The sequence below is a fragment of the Endozoicomonas sp. GU-1 genome (genome assembly GCF_027366395.1).
Classification (GTDB): Bacteria; Pseudomonadota; Gammaproteobacteria; order Pseudomonadales; family Endozoicomonadaceae; genus Endozoicomonas.
In genome coordinates this window covers 1,479,450-1,503,165 of record NZ_CP114771.1, presented here as the reverse complement: position 1 = coordinate 1,503,165, position 23,716 = coordinate 1,479,450, and the positions used below count along the sequence as shown (strand labels likewise).

The 23,716-nt window shown below is 50.7% G+C and carries 16 protein-coding genes and 1 pseudogene; 13 read left to right on the top strand and 4 right to left on the bottom strand.

Features of this window, described 5'->3' with window-relative positions; all coding sequences use genetic code 11:
* Positions 1–254 precede the first annotated feature (254 nt).
* The 5 genes from nirB (at position 255) to O3276_RS06130 (ending at position 8,705) form a co-directional block, all read left to right on the top strand.
* Entirely contained in the window at positions 255–2,792 is a 2,538-nt protein-coding gene (gene nirB / locus O3276_RS06150) for a nitrite reductase large subunit NirB (RefSeq protein WP_269674847.1), read from the top strand.
* Complete coding sequence (gene nirD / locus O3276_RS06145; RefSeq protein WP_269674846.1) at positions 2,792–3,148, top strand: nitrite reductase small subunit NirD; 357 nt, start codon at positions 2,792–2,794, stop codon at positions 3,146–3,148. The genes nirB and nirD overlap by 1 nt, the downstream gene beginning before the upstream one ends.
* Positions 3,148–4,404, top strand: a complete 1,257-nt coding sequence (locus tag O3276_RS06140; protein ID WP_269674845.1) for an NAD(P)/FAD-dependent oxidoreductase — start codon at positions 3,148–3,150, stop codon at positions 4,402–4,404. Before nirD ends, O3276_RS06140 begins: the two co-directional genes overlap by 1 nt.
* A 23-nt stretch (positions 4,405–4,427) precedes the next feature.
* Positions 4,428–7,130, top strand: coding sequence for a nitrate reductase (locus O3276_RS06135; RefSeq protein ID WP_269674844.1), 2,703 nt, complete (start codon positions 4,428–4,430; stop codon positions 7,128–7,130).
* A gap of 858 nt (positions 7,131–7,988) precedes the next feature.
* Positions 7,989–8,705 (top strand): hypothetical protein, encoded by a 717-nt coding sequence (locus O3276_RS06130; protein WP_269674843.1) that lies wholly within the window; start codon positions 7,989–7,991, stop codon positions 8,703–8,705.
* Here the strand turns inward: O3276_RS06130 and O3276_RS06125 are convergent.
* Positions 8,702–9,598: a cation efflux transmembrane domain-containing protein gene (locus O3276_RS06125; RefSeq protein WP_269674842.1), complete on the bottom strand. Its 897-nt coding sequence runs from the start codon at positions 9,596–9,598 to the stop codon at positions 8,702–8,704. The genes O3276_RS06130 and O3276_RS06125 overlap by 4 nt on opposite strands.
* 228 nt (positions 9,599–9,826) lie before the next feature.
* Complete coding sequence (ddpX, locus tag O3276_RS06120) at positions 9,827–10,402, bottom strand: D-alanyl-D-alanine dipeptidase (protein ID WP_269674841.1); 576 nt, start codon at positions 10,400–10,402, stop codon at positions 9,827–9,829.
* Between the two features lie 290 nt (positions 10,403–10,692).
* Between ddpX (O3276_RS06120) and O3276_RS06115 the strand changes: the two genes are divergently transcribed.
* A complete protein-coding gene (locus O3276_RS06115) occupies positions 10,693–11,562 on the top strand; it encodes a hypothetical protein (protein ID WP_269674840.1) in 870 nt (289 codons plus the stop codon).
* 128 nt (positions 11,563–11,690) lie between these two features.
* Entirely contained in the window at positions 11,691–13,046 is a 1,356-nt protein-coding gene (locus O3276_RS06110; protein ID WP_269674839.1) for a protein kinase domain-containing protein, read from the top strand.
* A 47-nt stretch (positions 13,047–13,093) separates the two neighbouring features.
* On the opposite strand, the gene ddpX (O3276_RS06105) is transcribed toward O3276_RS06110, so the two are convergent.
* Together ddpX (O3276_RS06105) and gltA are read right to left on the bottom strand one after the other, a co-directional pair.
* On the bottom strand, positions 13,094–13,660 hold the full coding sequence (ddpX, locus tag O3276_RS06105) for a D-alanyl-D-alanine dipeptidase (protein WP_269674838.1): 567 nt from the start codon (positions 13,658–13,660) through the stop codon (positions 13,094–13,096).
* A 406-nt stretch (positions 13,661–14,066) separates the two neighbouring features.
* Positions 14,067–15,359: a citrate synthase gene (gene gltA / locus O3276_RS06100; RefSeq protein WP_269674837.1), complete on the bottom strand. Its 1,293-nt coding sequence runs from the start codon at positions 15,357–15,359 to the stop codon at positions 14,067–14,069.
* A gap of 434 nt (positions 15,360–15,793) precedes the next feature.
* Here gltA and sdhC point away from each other — a divergent pair, with 434 nt between their 5' ends.
* The 6 genes and pseudogenes from sdhC (at position 15,794) to odhB (ending at position 23,639) form a co-directional block, all read left to right on the top strand.
* Complete coding sequence (sdhC, locus tag O3276_RS06095; RefSeq protein ID WP_442876565.1) at positions 15,794–16,198, top strand: succinate dehydrogenase, cytochrome b556 subunit; 405 nt, start codon at positions 15,794–15,796, stop codon at positions 16,196–16,198.
* Positions 16,192–16,560 carry a succinate dehydrogenase, hydrophobic membrane anchor protein gene (gene sdhD, locus O3276_RS06090; protein WP_269674836.1) on the top strand — a complete coding sequence of 123 codons (369 nt, stop codon included), beginning with the start codon at positions 16,192–16,194 and terminating at the stop codon, positions 16,558–16,560. Before sdhC ends, sdhD begins: the two co-directional genes overlap by 7 nt.
* A 3-nt stretch (positions 16,561–16,563) precedes the next feature.
* Positions 16,564–18,337 (top strand): annotated as a pseudogene (sdhA, locus tag O3276_RS06085) (succinate dehydrogenase flavoprotein subunit).
* Positions 18,338–18,350: 13 nt separating this feature from the next.
* Entirely contained in the window at positions 18,351–19,055 is a 705-nt protein-coding gene (locus O3276_RS06080; protein ID WP_101746869.1) for a succinate dehydrogenase iron-sulfur subunit, read from the top strand.
* 372 nt (positions 19,056–19,427) lie between these two features.
* Positions 19,428–22,262: a 2-oxoglutarate dehydrogenase E1 component gene (locus tag O3276_RS06075; RefSeq protein WP_269674835.1), complete on the top strand. Its 2,835-nt coding sequence runs from the start codon at positions 19,428–19,430 to the stop codon at positions 22,260–22,262.
* A 138-nt stretch (positions 22,263–22,400) separates the two neighbouring features.
* Positions 22,401–23,639 carry a 2-oxoglutarate dehydrogenase complex dihydrolipoyllysine-residue succinyltransferase gene (gene odhB / locus O3276_RS06070; RefSeq protein ID WP_269674834.1) on the top strand — a complete coding sequence of 413 codons (1,239 nt, stop codon included), beginning with the start codon at positions 22,401–22,403 and terminating at the stop codon, positions 23,637–23,639.
* The last annotated feature ends 77 nt before the right edge of the window (positions 23,640–23,716 follow it).

Below are 23,716 nucleotides of genomic sequence, written 5' to 3'. Positions count from 1 at the left end.
CTGAAGCGTTCTTTTGCAGTGATGCCTCAAAGCAGTGTGATGCACCAGAATTATTCCCTGAATGTCGTTCACTTACATTTTTGGTCTTATTTTGGTGCATGGATTATCGATGGCCGGAAACCTGAGGGCATTTTGCCACCGGCAACAAGCTGCCGGTCTGGCAAATCCTGTTGTGACAGTGCTTTGTATGTTTTGGCATATCCCCTGCATGTGGGGAGGAAGAATTTGGTTCATCAAAAGGGGAATTAGCCGAAATGAGCGGGAAACAAACCCTGGTAGTGGTCGGTAATGGCATGGTCGGTCACAGCTTTATGGAAAAGCTGGTGGCTGCTGGTGGATTAGAGCAATACCAGGTGGTTGTTTTTGGTGAAGAGCCCCGCCCTGCATACGACCGTGTTCATCTGTCCGAATTTTTCAGTGGTCGCAGTGCAGAAGATCTGTCCATGGTGCCTGAAGGTTTTTATCAGAAACACGGCATTGACTTGATTCTGGATGAAGCAGTTATTGCCATTAACCGTGATACCCGGGAATTGACCACCAATAAAGAGAGACGTATTCATTACCACAAACTGGTGCTGGCTACTGGTTCTTATCCTTTTGTGCCGCCGGTACCGGGACATGAGCGGGACAACTGTTTTGTCTATCGCACCATTGAGGACTTGCAGGCCATTGCCAAAGCGGCTGGCAGCAGCAAGGTTGGCACCGTGGTTGGTGGCGGGCTGTTGGGGCTGGAAGCCGCCAAAGCGTTAAAGGATCTTGGCCTTGAAACCCATGTTGTTGAGTTTGCGCCCCGGTTGATGGCGGTCCAGGTGGATGCTGGCGGCGGTGCCATGCTGCGACAGAAAATTGAAGCGTTGGGTGTGCAAATCCATACCGGCAAGAATACACGGCTGATTACCGATGGTGAGGGGACAGTCCACCAAATGCAGTTTGCTGATGGTGAGGTTTTAAATACCGATATTGTGCTGTTCTCGGCGGGTATTCGCCCTCGGGATGAACTGGCAAAACAGGCCGGGCTGGTGATGGGGGAACGAGGGGGGATCGTTATCAATAACGACTGTCTGACCTCGGATGAATCGATTTACGCCATCGGTGAATGTGCATTGTGGGATAACCGGATATTTGGCCTGGTCGCTCCCGGTTACCAAATGGCCCAGGTGGCGGTTGATCATATAACCGGTAAAGGCAGCAGCCAGTTTACCGGTGCAGATATGAGTACCAAGCTCAAATTGATGGGGGTGGATGTTGCCAGTATTGGTGATGCCCATGGCAATACGAAAGGCTCCCTCAGCTATCAGTTTATTGATGAGGAAAAACAGGTTTATAAAAAACTGGTGGTTTCCAAAACCAAAAAGCGGGTCTTGGGCGCGGTGCTGGTGGGTGATGCAGACGACTATGGCACGTTATTGCAAATGATGTTGAATGGCATTGTGCCACCGGCCAATCCGGCTGAGTTGATTTTACCTCAAAGCGATGGCAGTGCCAGTGCCGGACTGGGTGTTGCAGCACTGCCGGAGACTGCCCAGATCTGTTCTTGCTTTAATGTTAGTAAGGGAGATCTGGTCGATGCAGTGGCCGCAGGTTGCCAGGATATTGCTGCACTCAAAGGGTCAACCAATGCCGGAACCGGCTGCGGTGGTTGTGCCCAGCTGGTAAAACAGGTGCTTGACCATGAACTGACGCAACTGGGAGTCGAAGTCAAAAAAGACATCTGTGAACACTTTCCCCATTCACGACAGGAGTTGTATCACCTGGTCAGGGTGGGTGAGTTGACAACGTTCTCTCAGGTGATCGAAAAGCATGGTCGCGGAATGGGTTGTGATATTTGCAAACCAACCATTGGTTCTATTCTGGCTTCCTGCTGGAACGATTACATTCTGAAGAGTGACCATGCCCCGCTGCAGGACACCAACGATTATTTCCTGGGGAATATCCAGAAAGACGGCACTTACTCCATTGTTCCAAGGGTGCCCGGTGGTGAAATTACCCCTCAGAAGCTGATTGTCATTGGCGAGGTGGCCAGAGACTTTAACCTTTACACCAAAATCACCGGCGGGCAGAGAATTGACCTGTTTGGTGCCCGGGTGAATGAGTTGCCCGCTATCTGGCAGCGGTTGGTGGACGCCGGGTTTGAAACCGGACATGCCTATGGAAAATCCCTGAGAACGGTCAAATCCTGTGTCGGCAGTACCTGGTGTCGCTATGGTGTTCTGGACAGTACCAGTATGGCCATTGCCATTGAGCACCGTTATCGCGGGGTGCGTTCACCCCATAAAGTCAAAATGGCCGTTTCGGGATGCACCCGGGAATGCGCTGAAGCCCAGAGTAAGGATGTCGGCGTTATTGCCACCGAGAAAGGCTGGAATCTTTATGTCGGCGGTAATGGCGGTATGAAACCCAGGCATGCTGACCTGTTTGCCACCGAACTCGATGATGAAACCCTGGTGAAATACATTGACCGTTTCATGATGTTTTATATTCGCACCGCTGACCGGCTCCAGAGAACCGCGGTCTGGCTGGATAATCTGGAAGGTGGTCTGGATTATCTCAAGTCGGTGATTATAGACGACACTCTTGGAATTAATCAGGCGCTGGAAGATGAAATGACCCATCTGGTGGGCACCTATCAGTGTGAGTGGAAAACGACACTGGAGAGTCCTGAAAAACTCAAGCGTTTCAGCCATTTTATTAACAGTGACCAGCCGGACAGCAATGTTGTTTTTGTCGATGAAAGGCATCAGATACGACCAGCAACAAAGCAGGAAAAAATACAGCTGAAGGAGGTTATCTAATGAGCCAGTGGACGACGATCTGCCAGGATGAACAGCTTTCTGCAAACCTGGGCATCTGCGCCCTGGTGGGTGCTTATCAGGTGGCGGTATTCCGGGTAAAGGATCAGGTGTTTGCCCTGGATAACTTTGATCCATTCAGTGGTGTCAATGTGATCTCCCGGGGCATTGTGGGTGATCTGCGGGGGCATCTTGTTGTGGCGTCGCCTATTTACAAACAGCACTTTGATTTAACCACCGGACAATGTCTGGAAGATGATACGGTCAGCCTTAATGTATTCCCGGTGCGAGTCCATGAAGGTGTCATACAGGTGCAGCCTGCACCGCTGGTAAGACCAGTTGCTGAGCAGGTTGCCTGATGAACCATTATCAACAGCCGGATGGTCGGCAAAAACTGGTGGTTATTGGCAATGGCATGGGCTCGGTCCGCTTTCTTGAACATCTATTTAACGGTGGTCAGTGCCCTTTTCATGTGACCGTACTCTCGGAAGAGGGCTGCCCGGGGTATAACCGGATTCAGCTGTCCAAATTGTTGGCGGGCAGTGTCGATCTGGACGGGATTCAGCTGAAAAGTGCCGCCTGGTATCAGCAGCAGGGTATCGAGCTACTGATGGGCGTGAACTACAAAGCGATCCGGATTGATCGCTCATTAAAACGGGTGGTCACCCACGGTGGTGATACGTTTGACTATGACCGTCTTGTTCTTGCCACTGGCTCTTTGCCCAATCAGATTCCGGTGCCCGGGGCGGACCTTCAGGGCGTTCTGGCCTTTCGCAGTCTGGCCGATGTCAACCTGATGCTGGAAGCGGGTCAGGGGCAGGCCGTGGTGATTGGCGGTGGTTTGCTGGGGCTGGAGTGTGGCAGTGGTCTGGCCAAACGGGGCATGTCGGTGACCATCGTCGATAATATGCCCATTCCCATGGCCCGGCAGCTGGATCAACATGCCGGTGGGCTATTGCGCAAGGAACTTGAGGGCAGAGGCATTACTTTTCGCAGCAGTGCTACGCTGCAATCCTACCAGGGCGTTGATGGTCGGGTTTGTGGTGTGCAGATTGACGGGGAATATCTACCCGCATCGCTGGTAGTAGTGACTGCCGGTGTCCGGCCTAATATACAACTGATGCAGGAGGCGGGCCTGACATGCGACCGTGGGGTTCTGGTCAATGAGCGGCTGCAGACGTCTGATCCGGATATCTTTACTGTGGGTGAATGTGCGCAGATGCAACTGACTGGCGGGCAGGAAGCGCAGTCATTGCTGTTTGGTCTGGTTGCTCCGGTGTATCGGCATGCGGAAATTGTTGCTGCATCGCTGCTGGGGGACCGTGGTCAAACGTTTACGCCAGTCCCCATTCCCACCAATTTGAAAGTTGATGGTATCAACCTGTTTTCCAGTGGTGAGTTCATTCCGTCTGACTCTGATCAAGTGATGACACTGGATGCTTCAGACGCTGGAATCTATCGCAAACTGGTACTTCAGAATAATCGCATCAAAGGTGTGCTCCTGTATGGTGATGTAACTGATGGCCTTTGGTACCAGGAGTTGATGGAGTCAGGCACTGACATTTCATCCATCCGGCAACAACTTATTTTCGGGCAGCGTTTTCTGGCTGCATGACGGTTCTGATTCAGGCAAACATCATGGCAGTAAATCAATTGGCAAAGGCTATCAATACAACATGTGTCTACTGTGGTGTGGGTTGCGGTATTTCCGCCAGGGTGGTTGATCCTGAGCTGCACCTGGTGGAAATTACCGGGCGGGAAGATCATACAGCCAATTATGGTCGGCTCTGTTCCAAAGGCAGCGCCCTGGGGGAAACGGTATCACTGGACGGGCGTCTTCTTTACCCAAAAGTCCATGGTCGTCAGGTAGTCTGGTCTGAAGCCCTGGATCACGTGGCCTCACGGCTACAGGAAACCATCGAACAGTATGGGCCGGACTCTGTGGCCATTTATGGGTCGGGTCAGCTGCTGACAGAAGACTACTATGTCGCCAATAAACTAATGAAAGGGTTTATCGGCAGTGCCAATATGGATACCAACTCACGGCTCTGCATGGCTTCCACCGTGGCTGGCCAGAAGCGTGCATTTGGTTCGGATACCGTACCGAATACTTATCAGGATCTGGAGCTGGCTAACCTGCTGGTGCTGGTGGGCTCCAATACGGCCTGGTGTCACCCGGTGTTATTTCAACGTATCCGGGCGATGAAAGAACAGCGGCCGGACATGAAAGTGGTGGTGATTGACCCGAGACGCACAGAAACCTGTGACATTGCTGATCTGCATCTGGCGATAAAACCGGGGGCGGATGTATTGCTGTTTAATGGTCTGCTTGCCTGGCTTGCCGATCAGGGTGCTGTGGATCAGGACTATATTGATCAACATTGTCAGGGCTTCGATCAGGCGCTGGAAGCGGCCAGGGCCAGTGTTGGTGATAGACAACAGCTGGCGGATGCCTGTGGTGTAGAGCAAAACGAACTTATCCAGTTTTATCACTGGTTTTGTACCACCGATAAAACCGTGACGGCCTGGTCGCAAGGGGTGAACCAGTCAGCAGCCGGGACGGATAAAGTGAATGCCATGATCAACTGTCATCTGGCTACCGGTCGTATCGGTCGTCCCGGCAGTGGTCCATTGTCACTCACCGGGCAGCCCAATGCCATGGGTGGCAGGGAAGTGGGTGGGCTGGCCAATCAGCTGGCTGCGCACATGGAGTTTACGCCTGATGATATCGCCAGGGTCGGGCGTTTCTGGCAGGCAGCCAATATGGCGCAGTCTCCGGGCAAGACGGCGGTTGACCTGTTCAAGTCAATGGATCGGGGTGAAATACGTTTTGTCTGGATCATGGGGACTAACCCGGTTGTCAGTTTGCCGGACAGTAACCGGGTGATAAAGGCTCTGACAAAGTGTCCGACAGTGGTCGTTTCAGACTGTATTGAACACACGGATACGGCTGCATTTGCCGATATTTTATTGCCAGCAGCGCCCTGGAGTGAAAAGGATGGCACGGTGACCAACTCTGAGCGGCGAATTTCCAGACAGCGTGCGTTATTTCCCACGGCCGGAGAAGCCAGGCCGGACTGGTGGATGATCAGTGAAGTGGCAGGCCGTCTAGGGTTTGCCGAGGCGTTTAACTATTCCGGCAGTGCCGATATTTTCCGTGAACATGCGGCACTGTCAGGCTATGAAAATAACCGGCAAGGAAAAGTCCGGGATTTTACCATTGCTCCCCTGGCCAATATCACTGACTCAGAATATGACGCTTTGGAACCGTTTCAATGGCCATTATCAGCGGTTCAGGGTGATGGTTCCGTGGCGCTGCCTGACACACAGCCGGTAATATCAACAACAGCAAGCAAGGCACGATTTTTTAAGGATGGCGGCTTCTTCACCGGGAATGGCCGGGCCAATTTTATTGCCACTGATGTTCTGCGCCCCCTGAATGCTCCCGGAAAGTCTTATCCACTGTTGCTGAATACCGGGCGGGTGCGTGATCACTGGCACACAATGACCCGAACCGGGCTTTCAGCCCGGTTGAATCAACATACCGATGAGCCGTTTCTGGCCATACATCCGAAAGATGCTGAAAGTTACCAGTTGCGTGATCAGGCGTTATGTCAGATTTCATCGGAATTTGGCAAAGCGGCGGTGCGAGTGCAGGTTTCTGAAGCTCAACGGCCTGGCGAAGTGTTTATGCCCATGCACTGGACACGCCAGCACAGTGAGACGGGCTTTTCCGGGGTGCTGGTGAATCCGGTGCTTGATCCTGTGTCCAAACAGCCGGACCTGAAGTATACGCCGGTGGCTGTTGAACCTTACCACACTGAGCGGTATGGCGTACTTATTACTCGGGAGAGAGTAGCTTTTGGCGACATGGATTATATGACTGAGGTCCGTATTGAAAATGGCTATCGCTATGAAATGGCGGGTAGCAACCTGGATCAGTTATCACTGTTCTCAAGGCTCAAGAGCTATCAAAAGGTTGAGTTTACCGACAATACCGCTGGTGAGCGTCGGGTGGCCTGGTTTAGTGATGCACAGCTTCAGGCTATTTGGGTATCAAGTCAGGCGATCTCTTCCTGTGATCGGCAGTGGTTACAGTCCTGGTTTTGTCAGACGGCCTCAATTGAGGAAGCCTGGTGGGTTCTGTCCGGCCAGCCTCCCCGGGGAGGAGATGCCGGCAGGCAGGTTTGTGCCTGCTTTGGGGTTGGTGAGAAAACCATCTGCCGGGCCATTGCTGAACATGGGTTGACCGATCCGGTGCAAGTGGGCAGTCATTTGCAGGCGGGAACCAACTGTGGGTCCTGTATTCCTGAAATCAGAGGGTTAATCAAGAGAGGTTGACATTAGCCTTTGAATTCCGGACATAGGTACAACAACAAAGCAAGTAACAGGGCAAGGAACTAAAAGAACTTTGGTTAGTCTCATAGCAATAGGGATAATCCGCAACAGGATTGCGCTATTGAGAGGACTCAAGAGGTTTATAATTATGAGTAACCCTTTAAATAACTCACCATCACTAAACATTGGGAGTGCATCGCCACGTCCACCGGGACCAGGCCGACCTGATGGCACGGCAAGAGGAGCCGGGGCATTAGGAGCAGTCCCAGGATTCCCCGATAGAGCCCAAGATGGCATTCCCCGAAATTTTCGCGGCAGAGGTATTACCATCGCCGAGCAACGCCCATCATCGGTACATCAAGGGGAATTGAAAATCGTTAATGAGGGACATAGTTACATTGGTACTCATTTACCAACCGGCCCTATGGCGTTCTTTCCATCAGATCGCGTCATCCGTGAAATTAACAACCCTTCTTGGCTGACCAATTCTCCCAATGCCGGTTATACACCAGAATCTGGAGGAATAATTGGACCTTCCCGTAACCCTGACGCCCCTGGCTTCAGTTCTGAGATTCAGGTGCCGGGTCATTGGGTGAATCCGGGGGGTATGCAACCGTTTGCGCCTCCTTCCGATGGCCCCAAATTACCAAAACCCAGAACTCTCTAGACAAGTTACAAGCCCGGCCATGCTCAACTCTAGGAGCTGTCGGTGTTTCCCGGCAATAATTAACACCAATTGCATTTTCTAAATATCTGTTGGTTTATGGCTTGTCAGACAGTGATAGAATAAATGGTACGGGCTAAAAACAAATAAAAATACGGATATTCCTGTGCCTGAATGGGCATGGAAAAACTATAAAAATGAAAATTTACTCGGAAACAATCCAGGATATAAAAGTACTTGTCGAACAGAATGAAATCAGAGACAAGCAGGATATTGCACAATATCTGGACCGCTGTTCAGAGCTTGATCCTGTGGCAGAGGGTGTTTATGCCACGATTTATAACCTGCCCGATGAACCGGATAAGGTGGTCAAGGTGTGCCCTGACAAAAAAGATGGCTATTACCTTTTTGCCCGATGGTGCATGACACCGGAAAACCAGAGCAACCCACACCTGCCTGTTATTCATCGTGAAGATGTCATTACCTTACCCTGCGGGATGGTGGTCAGGATTTACGTGGTAGAGCGTCTGTCAGACTTTATGGATGATGGATCGCGGGCAACAGAACCCCGGCACTTTCATGACTATGACTTTGGCCTTTTATGGGGTTCCTGTAAGGCAGTCATGCAGTCTTTTGGTGTGGATAACAGTGAGTTTCCTGAGGAAATCAAAACACTGGAAGTGTTTGTTGAAAAGATAAAAGTATCCAGTTCTGATTTGGTGCAACGAGCAGGCAATAATATCTCCGATGTGATTGATGACGGTATCATTGAATCCCATGAAGACTTTCTGCAAACACTCTTTGATGTATTGACCCAACTGTCAACGGTGGGCTCAATGGACCTTCATGGCGGTAACTTTATGCTTCGTGGTGATACGGTTGTGATTACTGACCCAATTGCCCACAGGTATTAAGTGCTGTTCTGAAAACTGAAGCTGAACTGAAGACGATAATATTGACATATTGAGCTGATAGCGTGTTCTGCTTTAGCCCTGATACTCTCAAACTCCTCTTTAGTTGGCAAAGTATCGTTATGGATGGTTATCTCTACATTGACCCATAACCATCTGCCGAGCCAGATCATGCTGATATTGATTTGCTGAGCGTCCCATTGTTTTGCGATGACTTTTTTTGTCGATTCTAACAGCTCAGGTGTTACCACATCTTTTAGCAGCAATTGTTTAAAGTTTTTGTGCAGTGTCTTGAGGGGGAGCCCGACCAGAAACAGCAGTAGCGCTATGGTGAGTATGGAGTCAATAAAAGGGGTAATCGGGTGACTATTTCCTAACCGGTAAGCTATGGCAAACGCTGCCGTGGCCGCTGCACTGACGGCAGAGTCAACCAGCCACTCCTGGCATTCAAAATAGATCAGCGGGGAGGGTTTGGAACGATGAAGCAGAAAAAAAAGCGTGGCTGTAGCTCCCCCGATGATCGTTGAAAAAATCTCGTAAGCCAGGGCAAGGTCAAACTCCGGTATATACCCACCGGTGATGAGTTTGCAGACAGAAAAAGACAGTAAGGCAAGGCAAAGTCCCAGTAAAATAATGCCTTCAAAAAAAAGCATTAATGGCTCAAGGGTTGGGTAACCATAAGGGCTTTCAGGGGATGGCGGCAGCTTGACGATCTGGGATATTCTGACATTTGCCATCATCGTCAAGGTACAAAGCAGGGAATAACAACCATCCAGCAAAACAGCGTTTGAGCGGCTGTAGAAGGCTACGAGAATACCTGTCACTCCAAAAAAAAGTTCCAGCACAACAGAATAGCGCAGGATGTTGAGCTCATTTAGCTGTAGCCAGTGATACATATTGTGCTCATCATACATCTTTCAGGAGCGTCAGAATTTGCTCTTTACCATCTTTGTCGATGACTAAGCTATGAGACATTGCGCAGTCTCGAATGAAGGCATTCATTCCCGGATTTTTAAATTGGTAATTATCAGGGTTCGCTTAAAGGCAATCATGGCAAATCAGGTAAGATTTATAGCAAATCACAGAGCCAAGTGTGCTTTATTCTGTGCTGAAAAAGCAGGGAGTTACATTATCCCTTCAGGTGTCTCAGCTTCAGGGATTAAGGGATAACTCTCCACGTTGGGTAGCTGGTAGTGCCACCACTCGGTTGCCAGGGGCTTAAAACCGGCAATATTCATCACGCCTGCCAGCATAAGCCGGTTGCGCTGAGCTTCTTCTGAAACCAGAGCGTTACCATGATGGGCCAGCGGACGAAAGTCATCAAATTGGCTGCCCATGTCAAGCTCTCTGCCAAAACGGTCGGTGATGGTGAGATCTACCGCAACGCCTCTGCAATGAGGGCAGGGGTCGGATTCCGGGTTGCCAACATAGTCAGGGTTCGGCATGTGATGAAACAGGATGCGCTGCGCCGACAGTGGACGAAAGGCATCCCAGATTTTGAGCCGGAGATTCAGTGGTCTGAGCAGCTCGGCCGCTTTCAGCAGGCAAGTCAGTGCGTCAGTATGCAGGAAGCATTGGCTGCTCTGGTAAATGGGCTTGCCGGTAAAGTTGTTGCTACTGGCATAGGTAATATCAAGGGTAACGGGGTGGTGCTTTTCGCTAAGTAGAGCCAGATTGCCATTACTATTTATTGTCGTCACTGGAGTCTCCATACCAGGGCAAATAGCAAGCATAGTCACTATTTCACAGGTTTCCTGTATTTTTAGCGGGATATGGGGATCTGTTCGTCCTGAGCCTGTGGATAGGCGAGAACTCCGGCCCTTCATCATTTTGCAACTACCGGATAAACCAAACATCTGAACTATCAGTAAACAAATCGGTCTTGTATGCAAAACCCTTTATTCAGGTCAGCATGTTTATGGAAAGTCTTCACCAGTCAATTCCCAGGTGTACGCCACTGACTCGTTGCGAGCAGAACTTTGATTCGCAATTGGGTCCACAGTGCAAGGTTTATGCCCTGGCCGTTGTGCACCATGTTTTATGTGCCTGCGGCCAGCTGCTGCCCTACAAAAATGGTGATGCGAGTGCATTAAGCGCACGTAAAATTGCCAAGTCCTGCGGTTCGGCCATCGGTGAGATTACCTCGCCCGAGCTGTTTCAGAAAGTGGCCTGCGGGATGGGAATGGCCACCAGTTTACGTGAATATAAAGACCCGGTTGAGATGGTGTCGCTGCTCGACCATGCCTTTCGAGCGGGACGCCATGTCATCGTTTTTGTCCAGATGGACCAGGATACCTACAGTCACCCGGCCTCGTCCGACTGCCACAGTCAGTGGCTTGAGCACGCGATTGTGGTTGTCGGTTGGAGTTCAGGCACTCTGACAACACTTAAAGCCGAGAGGAATGTCAGTAAAGTGGAGTACAAAACGCTCAGCGTGACCTGTTTTAACCGATCCGGTGGTATAGAAGACATCAGCCTGTCCGAGATCTACAACAGCTCCTGTCAGGTGGCGGAACAGAGAAAGCCTGAGCGTTTCTACAAACATTTGACTGTCAAGGATCATGTGCCAGATCGTACTATCAAGGACTCCTGGCTTGGCATCTGCGATTCATTTCGCAAAGGTAGGGGTTCTTGCTACTGGCACGATTTTGATTCCAGTTACCATCTTTACCTCAAGCTTCATCGCGAAAAGTATCCGGATTTGTACATATCCTACGACTCGGATGCCTTATTCGACAGAGCTGCATCCGGGCTTATTCCTGAAATTGTTACCCGCGAATCGTTTTCGGACAACGGCAGTTTCAGAAAGAAACTGGTCGTTGTCTCCTTGAAGACAGATGATACCAACCGTGCGTTCTGACTCCCGTGATGGGCATCGGATAACTTGGACGCTTGGCCGGGCCTGTGGTGTTAGTTGTTAAACTTTTATCGATTATCAGCTGTGCTGGTCGAAAAAAATGAAGATATACAAGATCAGCAGGTGGCTTTATGGATGGCGTATCCGGGAATGGGAGTAATCGGCCTGTGGATGTTGCCGGTCAGGATCACAAGCTACCGGGACAGCAAGTTGGGAGCGTAGGGGAGAATGCTGAAAAGGCGTTACCTGAGTCTGAGCTCCATCACCATGAAACGGGTTTACGGGCACGAAGCGTATCCGGGACGGATCTCTCTGTGGGCTGGTCTAGCGCAGATGAAGACCACTCCAGCGAGGATGAGAGCAACTCCAGCGAGGATGAGAGCAACTCCAGCGGGGATGAGGGCAACGCTGACAGTGTCAACGGTGATGAAGGTTTTGCTGATGTTGAGATTCCCGGTATCAACAGTAGTCCGGATTCTTTTTCCCGGACAGATGACGGCGACGATAACGATATCATCTTCAGAGATGACAACTCATCCGGGATTGGAAGTGCGCCAACGACTCCCGGCGAGAAACCTGAAGCCCCCTGGCCGGTGCCTGCCAGCGCCGGAGAAAAGTTACCCAGGTCGCTCTCCCTGGGGGAAAATCCAGATAAGTCCAACGCTACTGTCAGTGAAATCAGCTGCAATAATAATGCTGAACCTCCAGCCTGCGAGACGCTCGTGGTCAGGTACTCACCCCGTGCCCCGGCAAAGAAGCCATGGATAATCCGAAGTCGCAGTATTGATGCCAGTGATGAAGAGGCTAAGGCGGTTTATGAGGCCGATCATCATGAGGCTCTGTTGCTCAGGTCGCTGAGCAGTGATTTTATTATCGGTTTTATTGGCTTTAACGGAATCATTGACACGAAGGACTACACCACGGAGCTGGTTCTCCAGGATGGCGGAGTCAATATGGCCCGGGCGATCACTCAGGTACTGCCGGATGAACGCGTCCCGACCATCGTTTCCTGGCTGTATGATCTGGCTCGTGGTCTGACGGTGCTGAAGCAGAACCGCATTTTGCACCGGGATATCAAACCGGAGAATCTGCTGGTTGATATGACTGCGAACCGTCTGCGGATCGCCGATTTTGGTAATGCCCACCGGGTGGTTGAGGACCGCTTTCCCTGCGATGCCTCCGGTTCTGCCCGCTATTCTGCGCCAGAGGTGAAAGAGTGCAAGCGACAGAATTACAGTGCTGATATTTACTCCGCTGGCATCTCATTTGTTGAGATTATGATGGATGCAGACTTGTTAACCATGCATACCTGGCAGGAATTTTCCCGACAGAAGTTACCGGTAACGCTTGCTGAACCTCATTGTCAGCATCGGTCAGCTCCCGAGCTGACGACATTGGTCAACGGGATGATTAAAAAAAAAGCCAATCTGCGACCCTGGGCGGAAACGATTGTGCACACACTGCAGGGGCATGGTTTGCAACCTTAAGTCGTTAACCAAATGACATCGTATTTTCTGGCTAGGTGAGGAAGCGGTTACGTCAGTGTTGATGGTATCTGCTCCGGTTTAATAATGGGGTAGCTTGCAGCCTCCGGCAGTTGATAGTGCCACCATTCAGTATCTAAAGGATCAAAGCCAGCAAGATTCATGACGCCTGCCAGAAGCAGACGGTTGCATTGCGCCTCAGCAGAAATCTGTTTATTGCCATGGTGTGCCAGGGGGCGGAAGTCATCAAATGGGGTTCCCATCTCAAGCTCATGACCAAAATGGTCAATAATAGTGAGGTCAATTGCTACCCCTCGGCAATGGCTGCACAGGCCGCTCTCCGGGTCGGAAACATAATCAGGATCAGGAAAAAACCGGAATAATTCTGCCTGAGCCGTTATTGGCCTGAAAGCATCCCACACTTTCAATTTCAAATTCAGTAGACGTAACAGCTCTGCAGCTCGTTTGATGCCTTGTGCGGCCAGTGGGTGAAGATAACAGTCGTGGCTTTTATAAATCGGATGTCCGGTAAAATTCTTGCTGGTCGCATACGCCATGTCGATATCAATGCCAGACTGTTCTGCGGTAATGAGTTTCAGTTCTGTGGGCGCTTTCATGAAGACGATCTCACGTTTAGTAGCAGGAGCATTGGCTGTGACCAGATTGAAAGAATGTATAGAACTCAGTGTTTCAAGCGCAGGCTTTAAACTGCAGGAGTTATTATTTATCTGAGTTTAGACGATGGGCAGAAAGGGGGTATTAAGCCCGGTATCACTTTTGCGAGAGATACCGGGATAGAAAAGCAGCTAGGAGGCTGTCCGAGAATAGACTGCCCTACGCGGCAACTGCTCCTGCGTTGCTCTAGCTCCTGCATCCATGCAGTCGTGCGGTGCCAGCAAATTGGTCTAAAAATTCCGTTTTGTTCGGCAAATAGCACCGCTATTCACCTCACAAAACGAAATTTTTATCCTCAATTTTCTGCCATCCTCGCTTCGGGCGCTATTCTCGGACAGCCTCCTAGGATTAACTGCGATCAGTTACAGCTATGTAGTCACGTTTTGTCTCACCGGTGTATAGCTGACGAGGACGCCCGATACGATAATCACCGCTGATCATCTCATGCCAGTGGGCAATCCAGCCCGGAGTTCGACCGGTAGCAAAAATTACCGTGAACATCTCCGTTGGAATACCCAGGGCCTTGAGAATAATCCCGGAGTAAAAGTCCACATTGGGGTAGAGCTTCTTCTTGATAAAGTACTCATCCTCCAGGGCGATTTTCTCCAGACGTTTGGCAATCCGGAACAGAGGGTCATCTTCAAGGCCCAGTTCCGTCAGCACTTCATCGCAGGTTTGTTTCATTACTTTGGCGCGAGGGTCAAAGTTCTTGTAAACACGGTGGCCAAAGCCCATCAGGCGGAATGGGTCGTCTTTGTCTTTTGCCTTGGCAATGTACTCATCAATGTTGGCTTCATCCCCAATCTCGTTCAGCATCACCAGCACTGCTTCATTGGCACCGCCGTGAGCAGGCCCCCAGAGGGCAGCGATACCGGCAGCAATACAGGCAAATGGGTTGGCTCCCGAAGAGCCTGCAAGACGAACGGTGGAGGTGGAGGCATTCTGTTCATGGTCCGCATGGAGCAGGAAAATGCGATCCATTGCCTTGGCCAGAACAGGCTTGACTTCATACTCTTCACAGGGTGTGGCAAACATCATATGGAGGAAGTTGCCACCGTAGCTCAGGTCATTGCGTGGGTAAACAAACGGCTGGCCAATGGAGTATTTGTAGGCCATGGCAGCAAGCGTAGGCATTTTGGAGATCAGGCGATAGGCACAGATTTCGCGATGCACTTCATTGGTGATGTCCAGTGAGTCGTGATAGAACGCCGACAGGGCTCCGACAACACCACACATAACCGCCATTGGGTGAGCATCACGACGGAATCCGGAAAACAGATCGCTCATCTGTTCATGGAGCATGGTGTGACGCATGATGGTGTTTTCGAACTTTTCCTTTTCCTGGCGGTTTGGGAGGTCTCCATAAAGCAGCAGGTAACAGGTTTCCAGATAATCAGACTGCTCAGCCAGCTGTTCTATTGGATAGCCACGATGCAGGAGGATACCTTTGTCGCCATCGATGTAAGTAATTTTCGACTCACAGGATGCAGTGGAAACAAAGCCCGGATCGTAGGTGAACAGACCGTTGGAAGTCAGCCCCCTGACATCAACAACATCCGGCCCGAGAGAGCCTGAATAAATGGGTAACTCCAGTGTCTGGTCCGTGCCGTCAATGGAGAGTAGAGCTTTCTTGTCAGCCATTTATGGCCTCCTGTCATGCCGTTTGGTCTCGTTATAGTTACTTTAGATGGATACTTTTTACAAAATGAAGCCGGAAAAAATCACAAATAAAGCCGGGAGTCTGTTTAAAAAATATTCAGATTAGTTGTAAGTAGCTCCCTTTTACGGTTTGACCACTATAGAGACATAAATTTTTTTGTCAAACGAACTGATTATGAATGTAATCCGTAACAAATCTATGAAAAACGGCTTGGTCTTTTAGGGGTAATTGCCTAACGGGGTGAGCAATTGTAATTACCTGTTAGAGTGTATATACTCCGATCCCGAAGCCGTAAGGGTTGGTTCTTCGGTCCACCGGCTTTAAATTGAGGGGAAATCGTATATTTCGCATTTAGCGTTTCTCCACTTGCTTGTCGTAGGGTCCAGAGAACCTGGATGTTCTTGCTGATTCTGCTGTGTACGCCACCGAGCGTTGGGGCAAAAGAGTGAATAGCAAAAGACCTGTCAATCTCGATATAACAACAATCAAATTACCCCTGCCTGCATACACTTCGATATTGCACCGCATATCGGGTGTCATCCTGTTTATTGGTTTGGGTTTTCTTCTGTATGGACTGGAATTGTCGCTTGCTTCCGAGGAGTCATTTGACGCCCTCAAGGCCTTGCTGTCAGCTCCCCTGGCAAAATTCATAATCTGGGGTATTTTGTCTGCCCTGATTTATCATTTGATTGCCGGAGTGAAACATCTGTTGATGGATATGGATGTGGGTGATGGCAAGGAGTCTGGAAGTCTCGGATCTATTGTGACTCTGGTTCTTTCAACAGTGCTGATTATCCTTGCGGGGGTTTGGATATGGTAACCAATATCACCAATTTGTCCCGCAGTGGGCTTTATGACTGGATGCTGCAAAGGCTGACGGCAGTGGTTCTTGGTGTCTATTCAGTGTTTCTACTGGGCTACCTGGTTATCAATCCGGATCTGCAGTATGACCAGTGGGGTGAGCTCTTTGATGAAACCTGGATGCGGATTTTTACTCTGCTGGCGTTGATCTCTATTCTGGCTCATGCATGGATCGGTATGTGGACGATCACCACTGACTATTTTAATGATCGCGCTTTTGGCAGTAAGTCCGTCCTTATCCGTTTTCCTTTGCAGGTTGTGTGCTTTATTGCCCTGTTCAGTTATGTGATCTGGGGCGTGCAAATTCTTTGGGGGCTTTAACCGATGTCAGCACTTCGTACCCTGACCTATGATGCCATCGTTATAGGTGGTGGGGGAGCAGGCATGCGTGCCGCGCTCCAGCTTACCCAGGCCGGAATTAAAACGGCCTGCGTCAGTAAAGTATTTCCTACCCGTTCTCACACGGTATCTGCCCAGGGTGGTATCACCTGTGCTATTGCCAGTGCCGATCCTAAAGATGACTGGCGCTGGCATATGTTCGATACTGTGAAAGGCTCTGACTATATTGGTGACCAGGACGCTATTGAGTATATGTGTTCGGTGGGTCCACAGGCGGTTTTCGAGCTGGAGCATATGGGCTTGCCATTCTCCCGGACTGAAGAGGGACGAATTTACCAGCGTCCGTTCGGAGGTCAGTCAAAAGATTTTGGTAAGGGTGGTCAGGCCGCCAGAACCTGTGCAGCGGCAGACCGTACTGGTCACGCACTGCTGCACACCTTGTATCAGGCTAATCTGAAGGGCGGCACAACCTTCCTTAATGAGTGGTATGCCGTTGATCTGGTGAAGAATCAGAAAGGTCAGGTTGCCGGTGTTATCGCCATTGATATTGAAAGTGGCGAAACCGTTTATATCAAAGCAAAGGCCACAGTCATGGCCACCGGTGGTGCAGGTCGTATTTACGCTTCCACTACCAATGCCCTGATCAATACCGGTGATGGTATCGGTATGGCTTTGCGTGCCGGATATCCGATGCAGGATATGGAGATGTGGCAGTTCCATCCTACAGGTATTCATGGTGCAGGTGTCCTGGTAACAGAGGGTTGTCGGGGCGAAGGTGGTTACCTGATTAACAGTGAAGGCGAACGCTTTATGGAGCGTTATGCGCCAAACGCCAAAGACCTTGCTGGCCGGGATGTCGTTGCCCGTTCTATGGTTATCGAGATTCTTGAAGGGCGTGGTTGTGGTCCCAATAAGGATCACGTTCTGCTGAAGCTGGATCATCTCGGTGAAGAGACTCTGAACCTGCGTCTGCCCGGTATCTGTGAACTGTCTAAAACCTTTGCACATGCCGATCCTGTAAAAGTGCCGGTACCTGTGGTGCCCACCTGCCATTATATGATGGGTGGAATTCCCACCAATGTTGGCGGTCAGGCTCTGCGTCAGGATGGGGCCGGTAATGATGAAGTGATTGAAGGCCTTTATGCCTGTGGTGAGGCGGCCTGTGTTTCTGTTCATGGTGCCAACCGTCTGGGTGGTAACTCTCTGCTGGATCTGGTGGTCTTTGGTCGCGCTGCTGGCCTGCAGATTGAGAAAAACCTGAAAGATGGCTTTGACTCTGTGGACGCCTCAGAACAGTGATGTGGAAGCAGCCTTGTCACGACTCGATCGTCTGAACAAATCAAGCAGTGGTGAAAGCGTTGCCAAAGTGCGTGCTGACTTGCAGAACACCATGCAGCTCTATTTTGGTGTGTTCCGTGAAGGTGAGAGCATGCAGAAAGGTCTCAAGCTGCTGGATGAGCTGGGTGAGCGCCTGGCCAATCTTCATCTGGAGGACAAGAGCCAGGCATTCAACACCGCCAGGGTTGAAGCACTTGAGTTGGAAAACCTGTATCAGGTGGCTTATGCAACAGCTGTTTCCGCCGAGGTCAGAACAGAGTCCCGTGGTGCTCATGCCCGTAATGATTACCAGGAGCGGGATGATGAAAACTGGCTGGCGCACTCGCTTTACTCACCGATTGATCAATCAGTAAGTAAGCGTGCTGTTAACTTTGCTCCGGCAACCATGGAGGCATTTCCTCCCAAGGCAAGAAGCTACTGAGGGAGAGAGGCTTATGAAGGTAAGTATCTATCGCTATAACCCGGAAGCCGACAAAAAGCCCTACATGATGGACTTTGATGTCGATATCCCGGAAGGCCGGGACCTGATGGTTCTGGACGTTCTGAATCTGATTAAAGAGCAGGATCCAACGCTGGTTTACCGACGTTCCTGTCGAGAGGGTGTTTGTGGCTCCGATGGCTTGAGTATTGGCGGTACCAATGGTCTGGCTTGCATTACCCCTTTGTCAGAAGCTGTCAGGGGAAATAAGCTGGTCATTCGTCCACTGCCCGGGTTGCCAGTAATCAGAGACCTGGTGGTTGATATGAGTCTGTTCTACAAACAGTACGAAAAGATCAAGCCATACCTGATTAACGATACGCCAGCGCCAGCCATTGAACGGCTTCAGTCCCCGGAAGACAGGGAGAAGCTGGATGGGCTTTATGAGTGTATTCTTTGCGCCTGCTGCTCAACAGCCTGCCCTTCCTTCTGGTGGAACCCTGATAAATTTGTTGGTCCTTCCGGCCTGTTGCAAGCTTATCGTTTCCTTGCCGATAGCAGGGATACAGCGACAGAGGAGCGTCTGGCAGATCTTGATGACCCATTCAGTGTTTTCCGTTGCCGGGGGATCATGAACTGCGTCAATGTCTGCCCCAAAGGCTTGAACCCGACACGGGCTATTGGTCATATCAGACAGATGTTGTTTAAGAGTGCAACATAGTATAGTTGTTGGTCATTCCAGCCTGTCTTTGCTGGTTGGTGGTAAAAAGGTACCCCTGTAAACCGGGGTACTCAAGAACCATAAAGCTGAAAAGTCAGCTATGCTCTGTCAGGAGAGTGCAGGCGACCTCTGACAATACAAAGCCTGTAATTGAATATATTTTTAAACTAAATAAATTGTGCTGCTGCCATCCGGAATTATGGGGCCGCAATAGCTTGAACCAGCAGGGGCGGTCGGAAAACATCCGACCCTATCTGAGGGGGATCGTTCACTGACTGCCTATCGACATCATCAGTGACCTCTGTTTTCAGCCAGTCAGGCTTGTCAAAGCAGATTTCCCGGGATAAGCCCCAGACTCACGGGGTAATGATCATGCAAGAAGGTGTAATGCAGCGGATGTGGAGTTCTTCCCACATTGCAGGGGGAAATGCTGCATACGTCGAGGATATGTACGAACGCTATCTGCGCGATCCCAACAGCGTAGAAGTACAGTGGCGTGACTATTTTGAAAAGTTGCCCCCGGTAAGTGGTGGTGGAGCGGATGTTCCACATTCTACCATCCAGGAAAATTTCATCCTTATGGCGCGTCAGCGTCAGACTACCCGCCCGATTCAGACTTCATCGGTTTCCAGTGATCATGAACGCAAGCAGGTTCAGGTTTTGCGTTTGATCAGTGCTTTTCGGATTCGCGGTCATCAGCAGGCTGTTATCGATCCTCTTGGTGTGATGAAGCGGGAAGAGTTTCCTGATCTATCCCTGGCATACCACGGTCTCAGTGAAGCGGACCTGGATACCGAGTTTCATACTTCAACGCTGTTTATTGGCAAGGAACACGCTTCTCTGCGGGAGATATACGATGCCTTAAAAGCCACCTATTGCCAGTCAATTGGTGTTGAATATATGCACATTCCCCAGACAGAAGAACGCCGCTGGTTTCAGAGTCGTATGGAAAGTGTTCGCAGCCGCCCGGAGGTAGGAGTAGAAGCCAAGCTGCACTTGCTGGAACGATTGACTGCAGCGGAAGGTCTGGAAAAATACCTGGGGACCAAGTTTCCCGGAACCAAACGGTTTGGCCTGGAAGGTGGTGAGTCTCTGATCCCCATGCTGGATGAGATTATTCAGCGCTCCGGCTCCTATGGTTCGAAGGAGCTGGTGATCGGCATGGCTCACCGTGGCCGCTTGAACGTACTGGTCAATATTCTGGGTAAGAAACCCGGAGATCTGTTTGACGAATTTGAAGGCAAGAAGCTGGTTGAACGTGGCTCCGGTGATGTGAAATACCATCAGGGCTTTTCTTCCAATGTGATGACGCCGGGTGGTGAGGTACATCTTGCCCTGATGTTTAACCCATCGCATCTGGAAATTGTTACCCCGGTGGTTGAGGGTTCAGTCAGAGCCCGTCAGGATCGCCGAAAAGATTCAGTGGGCAACAAAGTAGTCCCAATTGCCATTCACGGTGATGCCGCTTTTGCGGGGCAGGGGGTTGTGATGGAAACCCTGCAGATGTCCCAGACCCGTGCCTATAAAACCGGTGGCACCATCCATATCATCATTAACAATCAGGTCGGCTTTACCACCAGTTTCCGCGAAGATGCCCGTTCGACAGAATACTGTACCGATGTTGCCAAGATTGTCGGGGCACCGATCCTTCATGTTAACGGTGATGACCCTGAGGCGGTTCAGTTTGCCACCAAACTGGCCCTTGATTACCGCATGGAGTTCCATAAAGACATTGTTGTAGACCTGGTCTGTTACCGTCGTCGCGGGCACAATGAGGCGGATGAGCCTTCCGCCACTCAGCCGATGATGTACAGCAAGATTAAATCCCACACGACCACCAGGGATCTTTATGCCAAGGTTCTGCTGGGCGAAGGTGTGATCAGTGAGGCGGCTGATAAAGAGCTGGTAGAGAGTTTCCGTAATGCCCTGGACAACGGTGAGCATGTGGTCAAGGCCCTGGTGAAAGAGCCTAATAAAGAGCTCTTTGTGGACTGGGCTCCCTATCTTGGTCACGAATGGACCGCCCGCCATGATACCCGTGTCGCTGTGGGAACACTGCAATCATTAGGCCAGAAGCTGTGTGAAATTCCCGAAGGTTTTGTGCTGCAGCGGCAGGTCAGCAAGATCGTTGAGGATCGTCGCAAAATGGCGGCAGGAGCCCTGCCGATTAACTGGGGGTGTGCTGAACTGCTGGCCTATGCGTCACTGCTGATGGAAGGCAGTGAGGTTCGAATTACCGGGCAGGATGTCGGTCGGGGAACTTTTTCTCACCGCCATGCGGTATTCCATAACCAGAAAGATGGCTCGACTCTGGTGAACCTGACCAAACTTTCCCCGGAGCAGCCACGGTTCCAGATCTGGGACTCATTCCTGTCCGAAGAAGCAGTTCTGGCTTTTGAGTACGGCTACGCAGCAACAACGCCCAATGCACTGGTTATCTGGGAAGCTCAGTTTGGTGATTTTGCCAACGGTGCCCAGGTGGTTATTGACCAGTTTATTTCCAGTGGCGAGCACAAGTGGGGGCGCCTGTCAGGCCTCACCATGCTGCTGCCCCATGGTTATGAAGGTCAAGGACCGGAGCACTCATCGGCAAGGCTTGAGCGTTTCTTGCAGCTGTGTGCCGAACACAATATTCAGGTTTGCGTTCCGACAACGCCAGCCCAGGTGTTCCACATGTTGAGACGGCAGATGCTGCGTCCGCTGCGTAAACCGTTGGTGGCATTTACCCCCAAGAGTCTGCTCCGTCACAAACAGGCCACCTCCTCACTGGAAGAGCTGGCAGAGGGCAGTTTCCGGACGATTATCCCTGAGGTTGACGGTCATGAGCCATCAGCGATCACCCGGATGATTATGTGCTCAGGAAAGGTCTACTATGACCTGCTGGAAAAGAAGAGAACGGAAGGGCTGACTGATACGGTGATTATCCGCATTGAACAGCTTTACCCATTCCCTCAGGACGATCTGGATGAACTCATTGTCAGTTATCCAAACCTGAAAGATGTGGTCTGGTGTCAGGAAGAGCCAATGAACCAGGGGGCGTGGTACTGTAGTCAGCATCACATGCGTCGCTCAGTTGTCGTTCATCCGAATAAAACAATGAGTCTCAAGTACGCAGGGCGCGAAGCATCAGCCGCTCCGGCATGTGGCTATATGTCAATACATGCCCAGGAACAGCAGCAATTGGTAAATGATGCTTTCAGCATTTGAATAATGATAATTTACTGCTCATGCTGAGCAGTAATATTGGTTAAACGGCCAGCAGGTACTATTTATCGATCTGGCCAGAGCGTTTAACACAGTTTCTGTGAATAACGCTCAAAGGGGCAAAGACGCAAAGGATCAATAATGGCCACAGAAATTAAAGCACCTACCTTTCCTGAATCCGTTGCTGATGGCACCGTTGCAACCTGGCACAAGCAGCCCGGTGAACAATGCCATCGGGATGAACTGTTGGTTGATATCGAAACCGATAAAGTGGTTCTTGAAGTTGTGGCACCGGCAGATGGTGTTTTGAGTGAAATTATCAAGCCTGAAGGTGAAGTTGTTCTCAGCAGTGAAGTGGTTGGAATTTTCCAGGAGGGGGCTTCTGCTGGCACCGCCCCGGCTGAAGCTTCAGCCACTCCGGCATCTGCACCGGAAGCCATTAAGGAAGAGCCCATTCTTAATCCTGCAGCACGCAGGATGGCTGATGAGAAAGGCCTTGATCCTGCAGTCATTCCCGGTACTGGTAAAGGTGGTCGTGTAACCAAGGAAGATGTGGTTCGTCATGTTGAAGGTGGTGCTCAGGGGGCACCAGCCCCGGCGGTTGCTGCCACTCCGGCAGTGTCCACGGCTGCTGCACCAGCACCTCAGGTCGAGGCAACCGCACCGGTGTTTGCCGGTGAGCGTGTAGAGAAACGGGTACCCATGACCCGCCTGCGAGCCAAGGTTGCCGAGCGTCTGGTTCAGGCCCAGCAGAATGCGGCCATGTTGACTACTTTCAACGAGATCAACATGAAACCGGTTATGGAGCTTCGTGCCCAGTACAAAGATGCCTTTGAGAAGCGTCATGGCGTACGACTTGGTTTTATGTCTTTCTTTGTCAAGGCCTGTGTTGAAGCGCTCCGCCGTCATCCAGTGGTCAACGCCTCTATTGATGGCAATGATATTGTCTACCATGGCTACCAGGATATTGGTGTTGCCGTTTCCAGTGATCGCGGGCTGGTAGTACCAGTGCTTCGTAACACCGAAGATATGAGCCTTGCTGATATTGAGGCAAAGATTCGTGAGTTCGGTAAAAAGGCAATGGATGGCAAGCTCGGCATCGATGAAATGACCGGTGGAACGTTCACCATTTCCAATGGCGGTGTATTCGGTTCACTGTTGTCAACGCCCATCCTGAATCCACCACAGTCGGCCATCCTGGGAATGCATAAAATTCAGGAACGTCCCATGGCGGTTAACGGCAAGGTTGAAATTTTACCCATGATGTACCTTGCCCTGTCCTACGACCACCGACTGCTGGATGGCAAGGACGCAGTCACCTTTCTCGTGACCATCAAGGAACTGCTGGAAGATCCGGCCAGAATGCTTCTGGACGTTTGATTCCGGATTGTACCGGGCAGCCTTATTTTTTCTATTAAGCGGTGCTGCCCATTATTGACTTGACCCGTATACCTTGT